This window comes from Streptomyces sp. NPDC087845 (assembly GCF_044742755.1).
GTDB lineage: Bacteria > Actinomycetota > Actinomycetes > Streptomycetales > Streptomycetaceae > Streptomyces.
The window spans coordinates 45867-58950 of sequence record NZ_JBIUVC010000021.1 but is presented as its reverse complement, the minus strand read 5'-3'; the positions used below and the strand labels follow the sequence as shown (position 1 = coordinate 58950).

Annotated in this window: 10 protein-coding genes; 8 read left to right on the top strand and 2 right to left on the bottom strand. The window is 74.7% G+C overall.

Translation table 11 applies throughout. The features are described 5' to 3' along the window. Window position 1 precedes the first annotated feature (1 nt). Window positions 2-859, bottom strand: coding sequence for a DUF4097 family beta strand repeat-containing protein (locus tag ACIOMQ_RS35545; protein ID WP_402191902.1), 858 nt, complete (start codon window positions 857-859; stop codon window positions 2-4). Window positions 860-1022: 163 nt separating this feature from the next. Here ACIOMQ_RS35545 and ACIOMQ_RS35540 point away from each other — a divergent pair, with 163 nt between their 5' ends. Then, window positions 1023-1883, top strand: coding sequence for a hypothetical protein (locus ACIOMQ_RS35540; RefSeq protein WP_362200823.1), 861 nt, complete (start codon window positions 1023-1025; stop codon window positions 1881-1883). Window positions 1884-1919: 36 nt separating this feature from the next. On the opposite strand, the gene ACIOMQ_RS35535 is transcribed toward ACIOMQ_RS35540, so the two are convergent. After that, window positions 1920-2102 (bottom strand): DUF6104 family protein, encoded by a 183-nt coding sequence (locus tag ACIOMQ_RS35535; RefSeq protein WP_003961784.1) that lies wholly within the window; start codon window positions 2100-2102, stop codon window positions 1920-1922. 185 nt (window positions 2103-2287) lie between these two features. On the opposite strand from ACIOMQ_RS35535, the gene ACIOMQ_RS35530 reads away from it, so the two are divergent. The 7 genes from ACIOMQ_RS35530 (at window position 2288) to ACIOMQ_RS35500 (ending at window position 13079) form a co-directional block, all read left to right on the top strand. Then, complete coding sequence (locus tag ACIOMQ_RS35530; protein WP_402191899.1) at window positions 2288-2911, top strand: CU044_2847 family protein; 624 nt, start codon at window positions 2288-2290, stop codon at window positions 2909-2911. Beyond that, window positions 2908-5019 carry a trypsin-like peptidase domain-containing protein gene (locus ACIOMQ_RS35525; RefSeq protein ID WP_402191897.1) on the top strand — a complete coding sequence of 704 codons (2112 nt, stop codon included), beginning with the start codon at window positions 2908-2910 and terminating at the stop codon, window positions 5017-5019. The genes ACIOMQ_RS35530 and ACIOMQ_RS35525 overlap by 4 nt, the downstream gene beginning before the upstream one ends. A gap of 103 nt (window positions 5020-5122) precedes the next feature. Further along, complete coding sequence (locus tag ACIOMQ_RS35520) at window positions 5123-6154, top strand: MoxR family ATPase (RefSeq protein WP_362200832.1); 1032 nt, start codon at window positions 5123-5125, stop codon at window positions 6152-6154. 7 nt (window positions 6155-6161) lie between these two features. Further along, window positions 6162-9788: an SAV_2336 N-terminal domain-related protein gene (locus tag ACIOMQ_RS35515; protein ID WP_402191895.1), complete on the top strand. Its 3627-nt coding sequence runs from the start codon at window positions 6162-6164 to the stop codon at window positions 9786-9788. 241 nt (window positions 9789-10029) lie between these two features. Then, window positions 10030-10227 (top strand): FxSxx-COOH cyclophane-containing RiPP peptide, encoded by a 198-nt coding sequence (gene fxsA / locus ACIOMQ_RS35510; protein WP_362200838.1) that lies wholly within the window; start codon window positions 10030-10032, stop codon window positions 10225-10227. A gap of 225 nt (window positions 10228-10452) precedes the next feature. Further along, window positions 10453-11667 (top strand): FxsB family cyclophane-forming radical SAM/SPASM peptide maturase, encoded by a 1215-nt coding sequence (locus ACIOMQ_RS35505; protein ID WP_402191892.1) that lies wholly within the window; start codon window positions 10453-10455, stop codon window positions 11665-11667. After that, window positions 11664-13079 (top strand): aKG-HExxH-type peptide beta-hydroxylase, encoded by a 1416-nt coding sequence (locus ACIOMQ_RS35500; protein WP_402191890.1) that lies wholly within the window; start codon window positions 11664-11666, stop codon window positions 13077-13079. Before ACIOMQ_RS35505 ends, ACIOMQ_RS35500 begins: the two co-directional genes overlap by 4 nt. The last annotated feature ends 5 nt before the right edge of the window (window positions 13080-13084 follow it).

Sequence of the window (13084 nt, the reverse complement as noted above, 5' to 3'; positions counted from 1 at the left end):
TTCAGAGCACCTTTCCGGTCGGCTCGGCATCGTACGGATCGTCCTCGGCCGATGGGCGGCGCAGCAGGGCGATCGATCCCGAGATGGTCGTCGCCCTCAGCTTCCCGGTCCCGGCGCCGAGCATGCCGGTGATCTTCTTCGCCCCCCACTGGCCGCTGACCCGCAGATCCTCGAAGCCGTTGGAGACGGAGCCGCTCGCGGTGTTCGCCTCGACCGTCGCGTCCGACGGGTGGGGCAGGCGGATGGCGACCTCGCCGGACACCGTGTTCAGCTGGATGTCCGTGGGCTTCCCGCTCGGGTCCAGGTCCAGCACCATGTTGCCGCTGACGGAGTTCGCCCGTACCGAGGCGCCGGCGCCCTCGACGACCGTCAGGTCGCCCGACACCGTCTGGAAGCGCAGCTCGCCGGTGACCGCCTGGGCCTCCACGCTGCCGGAGACCGTCTCGGCCCGGACCGGACCGGCGAGCCCGACGAGCGTGGAGTCGCCGCTGACGCCCCGTACGTCCGTGCGCCCCCGGATTCCGGACACGACGGCCCCGGCGCCGACCACGCCGACCTCCACCGCCGACCCGGCGGGCACGGCGAGCGAGACGACCGCGCTGCGGTGCCAGCCCTTGCGGTCGAACCATTCGAGGAAGCCGTTCCAGGGCAGGCCCTCGTACGCGACCGTGAGGGTGCCGCCCTCCTGGGTCACGATCAGCGGCGGGCCCTCGATCGCGGAGATCTCCAGCCGGGCGGTCGGCTCGTCGGTGCCGACGACGTTGACCGCGCCCCCGACGATGCGCACATTGAGCGAGGTCACAGGGTCGTCGAAGGTCAGCTTCTGGGGCTCGGCGACGGCCCATGTCGACACAGGCATGGATCTGACCTCCAAGGAGCGCGGAATGACGCAACATATCGCGTCTCTTGCAGAACACGATATATCGCGGATCCGGGAAGTCAAGGGATGCCGTGACGGAGTCGGTCGATCAAGGGGCGTCAAATGGCGCCGGATATGGGCGCATTGCCCTAGCGTGTGGGGCATGAACGCGACATCCCCCGTCGGGGCCCTGCTGTTGTGCCGGGCCGAACCCGAGACCGTGCGGCCGGTGGCCCATCTGCTGCGCGAGCGGATGCTGCTCGTGCCCGCCGGAGAGGGGTGGTCCGTCCTCGTGCCCGAGGGGAGGCCCTGGCGGGACGGCGGCTCCGGGGGTGCGGACGCGGACCCGGTCGACCGGGTCGTGGCCGGCTGGGCCACCGCGCTCGCGGTGGGCTCGACCTGGCCCGTCCTGGCCCTGTGGTGGGACGGCGACCGGGCCGGTCACACGCTCGCGTCGGGTTTCCGCCGCCCGGTCGGCTACGTGTGGCTGGCGGACGGCACACCGGTCGGTGAGGACGAGGCGATGAGTACGTTCGCCGAGCGGCTGGGCCTCGACCCGGTACTGGACGTCCAGGCGCTCGAAGGGCTGATCCGCCCGGACCCGGATGCCGATGCCCGCGTCCGGCTGCGCGGGCTGCTCGCGGTCCTCACCCGCATCGGACTGGCCCTCCCGCCCGGCCTGGACCCGGAGACGCCCGGCGACCGGCTCTACGCGGCGGCCGGCGAACGGCCCGAAGCGGAACAGATCGCCTGGACCGGCTGGCGCGAGGCGGTGACGGCCGAGCTCGACGCGGCCGAGAACAGCCGTCTCGGACCCTGGATGCGCGGCCCCAGGGCCCGGGTGCTGGGCGGCGCGCAGGTGGCGGCCGGACTGCCGCTCGCCCTCTGGGGAATCGGGCGCCGCAGAGGTGGCTGGGCCTTCGCGGGGGCGCTGCTGGTGGCGCACGGGGCGCTCGGCCTCGCGTACGACAGGTTCAGGACCGAAGGGCGGGGGGCGTCGGGCCGGTCCGACCGGCCGGACTGACCCCCTGCCCGCCTGCTCGTCCGCCTGCTCGTCCTCCTACTCGTCCTCGTCCTCGTCGTCGAGGCGGGCCAGCCAGGTGGCGAGGCGCTCGACCGGCACCTCGAAGTCGGGATTGAGATCGACGAACGTACGCAGCTGCTCGGCGAGCCACTCGAAAGTGACCTCTTCCTCGCCTCGCCGCTTCTCCAGCTCCTCGATACCGCGGTCGGTGAAGTACATGCGGCAAGCCTAATGCCTGGTGACAGCCCCGCGGCGGCCGGGAGAGCGTTGCGGAACGCGGTCCGCGGCGGCCGCGCGCATCCGCCGGGAACCGGCCCGCGGAGTGCCGGTGTCATGGGCCATGTACCTCGCGTCGGCCGCGTACTGCCGTTAACCTGCGGGTAGTTGGGGGAACGGGGGGTTTCATGGGCGACAGCGGAGCCCGTATCACGCGCATCGAGATGCCGGACGGCACACCCGTCTGGGCACGGATCACGGGGGCGGAGGAGCTGGCGAAGCCCGCCCGGGGTCCGGCGTTCACGGACATCGGGTACGGGGACTTCGCCGATCAGGTGCAGGCCCGGGTCGAGAGCCTGCGGGCCGTCGTGACCAGCGTCGCGCGCTCGCTCGCCGAACCGCTGCGAGCGGTGCGGCCCGACGAGGCCAGCGTCGAATTCGGCATCGAGCTCACCGCGAAGGCGGGCAAGGTCGTCGGCCTCCTCGCCGACGGCGAGGCCAAGGGCGGCATCAAGGTCACCCTGACGTGGAACGGCGGGGGTCCGCCCGTCGATCCGGCGATCCCGGCGCAGAGCGGGGCGCGCGGGGCGGGGCAGGCGCCGCCGCACCCCGTGCCGCCCCCGCCCGCCGCGCCGCCCGCGCCCCCGCCCGTGCCGACGGCGCCGCCGACGGCGTCTGCTGCGCCCCCGGACGGCGCGCCCGCGGCCTCCCCGGACGCCGCCACGTCCCCCGGGGGCCCGGACCCCGGGGCATCCACCGGCGCACCGGTGCATCCGGACGGAGCCGGGCCCGACGCCGGAAGCGGGTCATGACCCAGCCGCCGGGCAGGGGTGCAGGGGGCGGCTCGGAGAGCACGTACCGTGCGCTGGCGGGCCTCGTGATGGCGGCGACCGTACGCATCCACCGTCCGGAGCCCGGGTATGCCCCTGACGGATCCGACAGCGGCTTCCTGGGGAGCGGCTTCTTCATCGCCCCGAGCTGGGTCCTCACGTGCGCGCACGTGGCGATGGAGGGGGAGGGGCGTCACGTGAACGTGGTCTTCAAGCCGGACCCCGGCAGCGCCGAGACCGCGGTCGAGGGCACTGTGGTGGCCGCCCTGCCCGAGAGCCGGACCGGAGCGGCCGGGCCGGGCGGCGCACGGGTTCCGACGCCGTCGGGCGGCTGGCCCGCCCCCGACCTCGCGCTCATCCGGCTGCTGCGGCCGGTCGAGCACCCCTGCGTGTACGTCACCGAGCGCCCGGCCGGCATGTTCGGCGGCGGTTCGGTCCTCTACACCGGCTGGACCGACGGCGGATCGGGGCAGCTGACCCGGTTCAGCGGGCGCTGCCAGGTGATGGGCACCTTCGGCGACTGGGCCGAGGACGACGAGCAGATGCGGCTCGACGGCGACCGGATGTACCCGGGCCTGTCCGGCGGCCCCGTGGTGGACCTGGCCCGCGGCGAGGTCGTCGGCGTACTCAAGTCGCGTGCCGACGGCACGACCGGCGGGACCTCGATCGGCGTCGAGCGGCTGCGTACGCTGCCCGTGCCGCCCGCGGCGGTCGCCGCCGAGACCGACGACCCCTACCAGGCGGTGTTCCACGCCCACGACCGCTACCACGCCGACCGGCACACCAGTTCCGTCGGCACCGAGCGGACCTGGGCCGATCTCCAGCGCGAACTGGGCGCCGGAGCGGGGCTCGCCCTCAGCCCCCAGCAACGCGTCGACCTGCTCGGCCGGCTCGCCGAACTCCCGCCCCCGCTCAGCACCCGCAGTCTCCTCGACCTCCTGGACCGGCTGCCGGACACCCATCCGACCGAGCACCACGCCGCCCCGCGCGGCTGGCGCGACGGACTGGGGACGCTGTACGACGCCCCCGGCGGCGACGGCGCACTGGAGCTGATCCTGCGCTACTGCATGAGCGCCCTGTCCGCCGAACGCCCCTACGTCCTGCCGTCCACCCGGTACGCCGAGGCGTCCCTGTGGGACTGGGTGAAGCGGATGGCGGAGGACCGGCTCTCCCGCAAATTCCGCCATGAGCTCGCCGGGCTCCGGCACAACGGCCGGCACGCCCCCGGCCGCGAACACCTGCGCACCCCGGCGCCGACGCTCGAACCCGCCAGGGCCCGCACCGTCCCGTTCGTCCTGCTGCAACTGGAGCCGCGCGGCTGGGAACCGGACCGCTACGACTGGCGGATCGGCGTCGCCCAGCACGCCGGCGACGTCCTGCCCGTCGCCGAGGACAGCCGGGGCACCGCGCCGGACGCCCTCCCCGCCCGGCTCGCGGGACCGCTGGCGGAGGCGTTCCGGCGGTGCGACGAACCCGGCAGCCCCGCCGTGCTCCAGGTCGCCGTGGACCGGACCCTCATGGACCTGGCGGTCGACGAATGGCAGGTGCCGCCCGACGGGCGGCCGCTCGGGGTGCTGCGCCCCGTCGTCGTCCGCCGGCTGGACCACCGTCCGTTCCCGGCCGACGACGGGACGGACGAGCGCGAGGCGCGCTGGAACCGGACCGTGTCCGCCGCGATGCGGTCCGCCGTCGTCGACTGCGAGGACGGAATGCGGGTACCCGTGCCCGTGGTGGAGGAGCTGCGCGGACTGCCGTACGAGACCGTCCCGGTGCTCTGCCGCTACGGCGACCGGGCCGACCCGGAGGCCGCGGCCGGTCTCGGGCGGGTGCTCGACGCCGGCTTCGGGGTGGCCCTGTGGCGGCGCCGGACCGCCGAACCGGCCGCGGTCTGCACGGAATTCCACCGGCGCGCCGCCGATACCGTCGCCGAGGCCCGCACCGCCGATCAACTCCCGCGAAAGGTACATGAGTTGAGGCAGGGGGTACGCGCGAGCCGCACCGAGACGTACTGGTCGGACGGTGTCGCCCTGCTGTACGAAGATCCCCATCATCCGCTGCCCGGCTCCGGCCAGTTCCTGGAGGCGCCGTGAACGAGCGGGGTCGCAGGCCCCTTACGGGGTGTCCGACGGATCGCTACCGTGATGCACGTTCGACTGCTGCCCCTGGCGGACGAGTGACGACGAGGACCACGCTATGAGTGAACCCAGCGAGTGGCTCATCTACCGAGGGGCCGGCGAACCGCACGGAGGCATCGAGCAGTTGCCGCCCCCGCCGCCCTGGCGGGACTTCGCGGGCCGCGGCGCCCCGGCCCCCGACGATCCGGGCGGGGACGGATCCGCCGACCGCCGGCTCGGCGGCTACCGGTACATCGCCGAACTCCATCGGCCGGGCGCCGAAGAGCTCGAAATGATCAATGCCGCGCTCTATCTGCGGCGTCCGCTGCTGGTCACCGGCAGCCCGGGCGCGGGCAAGAGCACGCTGGCCCATTCCGTCGCCCACGAGCTCGGTCTCGGCCGGGTCCTGCGCTGGCCCATCGTCAGCCGCTCGGCGCTCCAGGACGGCCTCTACCACTACGACGCGATCGCCCGGCTCCAGGACGTGCAGATCGCCGCGCACAGCGCGGCGGCCGGAACGACCGGCGCCGATTCCGCGGAGAGTGTCGGCAGCTACATCCGGCTCGGGCCGCTCGGCACCGCGCTGCTGCCCTCGGACCGGCCGCGCGTCCTGCTCATCGACGAGCTCGACAAGAGCGACATCGACCTGCCGAACGACCTGCTCAATGTGCTGGAGGAGGGCGAGTTCGGCATTCCGGAGCTGGAGCGGATCGCCGACCGGCTGCCCGACGGCGAGGCGGAGGTCCTCGACGACGACGGCAACAAGGTGAAGGTGACGGGCGGCCGGGTGCAGTGCCGGGCGTTCCCCTTCGTGGTGCTCACCAGCAACGGCGAGCGGGACTTCCCGGCCCCCCTGATGCGCCGGTGCATCCATCTGGAGCTCGGACGCCCCGACCACCAGCGGCTCGCGACCTTCGTACGCGCCCACCTCGGCGACGAGGCGGCGCGTTCCGGGGACGATCTCATCGCCCACTTCCTGGAGCGCTCCCGCAGCGAACTCCTCGCCACCGACCAGCTGTTGAATGCGATCTATCTCACCGACGCCGCCGCCCCGGCCGGCCGCGACCGCCTCGCCGATCTGCTCATCCAGCGACTCGACCGGCCGAGGTGATGCGCTGATGGCCAGGGGCATGCCGCGGCACGGACCGGACGAGGAAGGCGGCCCCGACGGCGGTGCGGGCGGCGGCGCGGAGCCGCGCGACCACAACGCACCGCACGGGGTGGCGGAGTTGCGCGATGCACCGGTGACGACGGGCGGGGCCGCGGAGTTGCGCGACCACAACGCCCCCGACGGGGCCGCGGAGTTGCGCGATGCATTGGTGACGACGGGCGGGGCCGGGGAGTCGCGCGACGCACCGGCGACGGGCGGCGCCCCGTACGACGGGGGCCTGCTTCCCGCGTTCGTCGCCCGGTTGCGCGAGGCGGGGCTCGACCCCGACGTCGAACAGATCTGCGACGCCCTCTGGCTGGCCCGCTGGACCCGCGACCCCGACGCGCCGGACGACGGCGCCGTGCCGCCGGCCGCGGCCCCGGCCCGGGAGGACCGGCCGGGTGGGCACCGGGCCACTGCGGCGGCCGGGCGCGAGGTGGCCCCGGGCCCCGCAGCGGACGGCGACGGGCCGGCCGGACAGCAGGATCTCGGGGACGCCGACCGGCGGGTGGCCCTCTACCCCGTACCCCGTACCGCGCCACCCGGCGCCCCGCGCCCGGACGGACCGGCCGGGCGCGGGCGGGGCGCCGCCCGGGGCGGCCGGACAAGAGCGCTCACCCTGGGCGTACCCGCCGCCCCCGCCCTCCCCGCGCCGCTCGAACTCCAGCGGGCGCTGCGCCCGTTGCAGCGCTACCGCCCCGCCGTACCGCCGCTGCGCCGCACCCTGGACGAGACGGCGACCGCCGAGCTCAGCGCACGGGCCGGCGGCATCATCATGCCGGTGTTCCGGGGCGCGTCCCGGGGCGAGGCGCTGCTGCAGTGCGTCATGGACGCCTCGTCATCGATGCTGGTGTGGGACCGGATGTTCGGTGAACTCCAGGAGATCTTCAGTCAGTTGGGTGCCTTCCGGGATGTCCAGGTGCGCTATCTGCACCAGGGGCCGGACGGCGCGGCCGCGGTGAGCCGCAGCCCCGATCCGGCCGCCGCGCCGCTGAACTCCGCGGACCGGCTGAGCGATCCGACCGGTCGTCGCGTCACCGTCCTGGTCAGCGACTGCGCCGGCCCGCTCTGGCACAGCGGCCGGGCCCACCGGCTGCTGCACCAGCTGGCCGGGCAGGCCCCGACCGCCGTCCTCCAGCCCCTGCCGCAGCGGATGTGGAACCGGACCAGGCTGCCGGTCACCTACGGTGCGCTGACGCGTGGCGAGGGGCCCGGCGGAGCCGCCGTACTGAAGGTCACGGAGCACGCCGGAACGGGCCACGCCGTGCATCCGGGGGCCCTCGCGATTCCCGTACTCCCGCCGGTGGAAGGCGCGTTGGCGGGCTGGGCGAGACTGCTGTCCGGCACCGGCGCGGGACAGATCTCCGGAGCCGTCGGCTGGGTGCGGGCCGATCAGCCCGCGGCGGCCGCGCAGCGGCCCGGCGACGGGCTGTCCTCGCTCCAGCTGGTCAGCCGGTTCCGTTCCGCGGCCTCCCCGGCCGCCGGGCAGCTGGCCGTCTACCTGGCGGCGGCCCCGCTGTATCTCCCGGTGATGCAGCTGGTGCAGCGCACGATGCTGCCCGGCTCGGGACCGTCCGAACTCGCCGAGGTGCTGCTGAGCGGACTGCTGTCGCGGACCAAGGGCGCGGACGGCGGCGAAGAAGGCGGCCAGTGGTACGAGTTCGCACCCGGGGTACGGGAGGCGCTGCTCGGCCCGCTGGGCCGGGACGAGGCGCTGCTCGTGCTCAAACACTGCTCGCAGTACATCGAGCAGCGGTTCGGGAAGGGCGGGCCGAACTTCCCGGCCCTGGCCTTCGCCCAGCTCGGTGAGGGCCGGTACGGGCCGTCGCGGGCGACCCGCACCACGGACACCATGGAGAGCGGCGCACCCGACGAGGGCGTCGAAGAGGGCGACGAGAACGGGGAGGGCGGCGCAAGCGGCGGTTCGCACGTCCCCCATCCCTTCGCCGAGGTCGCGGTCCGCGTACTGGAGCGGTTCATGCCCCTGCCCGAGCAGTTCGTCGTCCAGAGCGACGGGGACGGCCGCCAAAGCCCCGTCCAGACCCCGAACGCGGCGGTGGAGAGCGCCCGCGTACTGCTGCGGCACTTCGAATCGGACGGCATGGTGCAGTACCTGATGGACGCCGTGCAGCTGCTGCGGGGCGCCACCGAACGCGAGGAGCGGCCGGGCGCCGACCCCGAGCTGTGGGCGGAGTACTCGCGCTGCGTCCTGCGCCTGTGGGAGGTCCAGGGCGACGCCGAACTGCTCCGCGAGGCCGAGTACGCCGCCGAACGGGCCGCCGCGCACCCGGGGGCGGTGCGCGAACGCGCCGTACTGGCCAAGGTGTTGCACGCCGCGGCCGACGACCGCCGCCGCCGCGGCGACCGGCGCGGCGCACTGGAGCTGCTGCGCCGCGCCGACCGCGAGTACACGGCCGCCTGCGCGGACCCCGGTCTGGAACCGGCCGAGGCCCTCCGGCTCACCCTGGAGCGGGTCCGGGCCCTGGAGGCGCAGTGGCGGCTCGACGGCGACACCGCCCTGCTGCAGGCCGCGTGCGGCATGCTGGAGGCGTTCGCCGACGTCTGGCCCGACCAGGAGAACCGCCCGGCCGCCCTGCCGCTGGCACACGGCCGCACCCTGCTGAAACTGGCCGGGGCCACCGCCGACACCGAACAGTCCCGGGTGTACGCCGGTCAGGCGGCCCGCTCCTTGCGCACGGCCTTCGAGCAGGGCGGCGGCCGCCACACCGTGGGCACCGAGGTGCGCATCCTGCTGGACCTGGTGGACGCCCTGCTCGGCTCCGGTGAGGAGCCGGACGAGGCGGGCGTCCTGATCGAGCAGGCCCTGGTGACCGTACGGGACCAGCGGCTGCTCGCCTCGCTCCGGACCCGGGCCGCCCGGGTCCGGGTCGCCCGCTACGAACACACCGGGGATCCCGGCGAACTCGTGGCAGCGGCCGACTGGTTCGCCCGCGCCGCGCGGGGCGTCCCGCGCGACTCGCAGGCCCACGCCGATCTGCTCGCCGAATGGGGCGGCACCCTGCTGCGCCGCGCCCAACTGCCCGACGGACGGGCGCACATCGGCGCCGCGGTACGGGTGCTGCGCGACTGCCGCACGGAGACGGCGGCGGGGGGTGCGCGCCAGGCCGAGCGGCTGCTGATGCTGGGCCGGGCGCTGATGCTGCGGCACCGCGCGACCGAGGACCGGGTCGACCTGCGAGAGGCCGAGCACCTCTTCGGGCTCGCGGCCCAGGAGGCGGCCGATCCGCTGACCGAGGCGCGCTGCTGGCTGGAACTGGGCCTGTCCCACCTCGACGCCTCCCGGGTGCTGCAACGCCCGGCCCGGCTCGACGACGCGGCGGAGGCGTTCCGGGGCGCGGCCGAGGCGGCCGGCACGGCCGAAGCGGAGTCGGAAGGTCCGCAACAGATCCATCAGGCGGTCGAGTTGGGTGCTACAGCCAACCACTGGCGGGGTATGACCTATGAGAGGGCGGGACGCCCCCGGGCGGCCCGTGAGGCATACCGGGCGGCCCGCCGGGAATGGCGCAAACTGCCGGACGGCGGCGGCGCGGCGGGCGGGTCGACCGCCGAACGGCTGGCCGAACTGGAACGCTGACCCGCTCGGCCAAGAGGGCTCGGCGCAGGGTGTGCTGCCACCGTGCGACCGGCGTCCGGCCGGCACCGGTCAACGGAATGCCCCACCAGGCGTAGGCCGGGTTGTGCGGGGCATCGGTACAGAGGCGACCGGGGCCGGCCGGATCCGCGGCGGTCCGCGGGCAGGGACGCAGGCTCGACGGGGGTGTGCTCGACGGCGAGCACGCACCGGGGAACACGATGCGGTACTACGGGGAGGCGTGATGAGCGAGTCGGTACACACGGGCGCGCCGGGCGGCGGGCCGTCCGGCGGACCGGAGGCGCTGCCGGACCTGCTGGGGCTCGATCTGGAGGCGCTGCGGACGCTGGACCACCCGGTGCTCTCCGAGGTGGTGGCGGATCTGCGTGGCCGGGCCGAGCAGCCGCGGGAAATGCTGTGGGGATTCACCAACGCCTTCTGAGCGCTGCCCCCTCGGCGCCGGGCACGTCCGCGGCATGCCCAACTCCGGCCGCGGTGCCCAGGGTTGCGCCGGGGCCGGGGCCGGGTCGCACGATTTCGGTCCGGGGCCCGGATGAACAGGACATCCTGGCACGGGGCGGGTTTGCCCTCGCGACAGGCCAGGGATACTCGCTTCGGGGCGGCAACGGGGGCCGCACCGGTGAATGTGTGGCACGGGGGTGCGGGAGTGTCTCGAAAGGCGACGCCGCAACCGCCCCCGCGTGCCGACGGCGGCCGGCCCGCCGTCCCCTTCGGGCAGTTCGTCGTCAAGGTGCACGGCCGCTGCAATCTCGCCTGCCGCTACTGCTACCTCTACGAGGGCCCCGACCACACCTGGCGGAACCGCCCGGCCGCCGCCGCATCCGCCGTCCTGGACCGCGCCGCGTACCGGATCGCCGAACACGCGGCCGCCCACGGACTGCGTGACGTCGCCCTCGTCCTGCACGGCGGCGAACCCCTCCTCGCGGGCGCCGGACGGCTGGCCGCCTTCGCCGACCGGGTGCGCGACCTGGTGCCCGGGGGCTGCACCGTCCACACCACCGTGCAGACCAACGCCACCCTGCTCACCGACGCCCGTGCCGCCACCCTCGCGCGGCACGGCATACGCATCGGCATCAGCCTCGACGGCGGTCTGGCCGCCCACAACACCCGGCGCACCGACCGCGCCGGACACCCCTCCTGGCCCGCCGCCTCGCGCGGCGCCCGGCTCCTCGCCGACCGGCACCCCGGCGCGTACGCGGGCATCCTCACGGTCGTCGACCCGCGGACCGACCCGATCGAGATGTACGAGTCGCTGCTCGCCCTGCGCCCGCCCGCCCTGGACCTGCTGCTGCCGCACGGCAACTGGACGAACCCGCCGCCGGGACTGCCCGCCGCGGGGACAGCCCCCACGGGGCCCGGACCGGGCCGCCCGACCCCGTACGGCGACTGGCTCACCACCGTCTTCGACCGCTGGTGGCCGGCCGCGCGCAGGGAGACCCGGGTCCGGCTCTTCGAGGAGTGCGTCGCCCTGCTGCTGGGCCTGCCCGCCGCCACCGAATCCCTCGGTCTCGACCCGGTCAACGCGATCGTGGTCGAGACCGACGGGACGATCGAGCAGGTGGACTCCCTCAAGTCCGCCTACGACACGGCCGCCGCCACCGGACTCGACATCTTCCGCCACACCTTCGACGACGCCCTGTGCCACCCCGGCGTCGCCGCCCGCCAGGCAGGCGCCGACGCGCTCGCCGCCGCCTGCCGCGCCTGCCCGCTGCTGACCGTCTGCGGCGGCGGGCACTACGCACACCGCTACCGCGCAGACAACGGCTTCACCAACCCGTCCGTCTACTGCGCCGATCTCGAACGGCTTATCCGCCACATCGCGGCCCGGCTGTCCGACGCAACCGCAGGAGCACACCGATGAGCCCCGCACCCGTCCCCCCACCGATACCCCGGCTCCCGGACCACATGCTGCGCCGACTCGGCCGCACCGAGGGCGACACCGGCACCCTCGGCGTCCTCGTACGCGATCAGGACACCCGCCGGCTCCTCCTCCTGCGGGCCCTGCTGGATGCGGCCGAGGCGGCCCCCGCAGCCCTCTGCCCGCCCCCGGCACTCGACCGGCTGCGGCAGGACTGGGCGCTGCTGGAGACGGCCGAGCGCACCGACCGGAGCGCCGTGCGCACGGTCCTGTTCCACCCCCTCACCGGCCCCTGGGCACAGCGCTGCCTGCGCGGCCTCTCCGCCGCCGGTCCCGGCCCCGGACTCCGCGCCGACCTGGACCACTTGAGCGCGCTGGCCGCCGCGGCCGCGATCCGTGCGGGAATCACGTTCACGACCCGGCTCACCGCACACGACGGGGTGCTGTCCCTGCCCACCCTGGGCGCCCTGCGCACGGAATCCGGCCCGCTCGGCATCGCCTTCGAGGACGGCGAACTGACGGTCCGCGAGGCAGGCGGAGGGCTGCTCCTCACCCTGCGCGCGCAACCGGACGGAACGACCGGTTCGGCCGATCCGCGCTGGCTGCCGGTGTTCGCCCTGCCCGCCCTGCGGTCCGGCCTCGGACCCGTGCCCCTGGACGACGTCGACCCGTACCGCACCGACGGCATCGGGCTGCGACGCCACGGACTGAGCGCCGCCACCCACATCGACGACCACGAACGCAAGGCCTGGGCCGAGTCCTGGGCCGGAGTGGCGCCCCTGCTCCGCGTCGGCGGCGAGCACCGCCTCACCGAAGCGGCCGTGCTGCTGCGCTGCCTGGTGCCGCTCGGCCCGCCGCCCGGCTCCGGGCCCGCCGGAGAGGGCGCGGCCCACTGCAGCGGCACCAGGCGCGAGGCGTTCGGTGCCGTCCTCAGCAGCAAGCCGGCCACCCCCGCCTACTTCGCCTCCACACTGGTCCACGAACTCCAGCACACCAAACTGGCCGCACTCGCCGCCCTCGTACCGCTGCACCACGAGGACGCGACACCACGCCACTTCGCCCCCTGGCGATCCGACCCCAGACCCTTCGACGGCCTCCTCCAGGGCGCCTACTCGCACCTCGCGCTCGCCGACTACTGGCAGCGGTTCGCGCGCGGCGCGCGGCGCGTCACCCACCGCGACCTCGCCTGGGCCGAGCACGCCCGCTGCCGCGAACAGGTCGGAGCCGTCCTGCCCGTGCTGGCCGGGTCGGCGGCACTGACCCGCGAAGGCCGGGTCCTGGTCAACGAGATGATCACGCTCTACCACCGTCTGGACGATTGTCCGCCCCCCACGGGTCACCTCGCGCGCGCGCAGGCGTACGTGGCCACCGCCAAGGTGATATGGCAGCAGAGGAACGGCCCGCGAACGCAGTGAGTGGA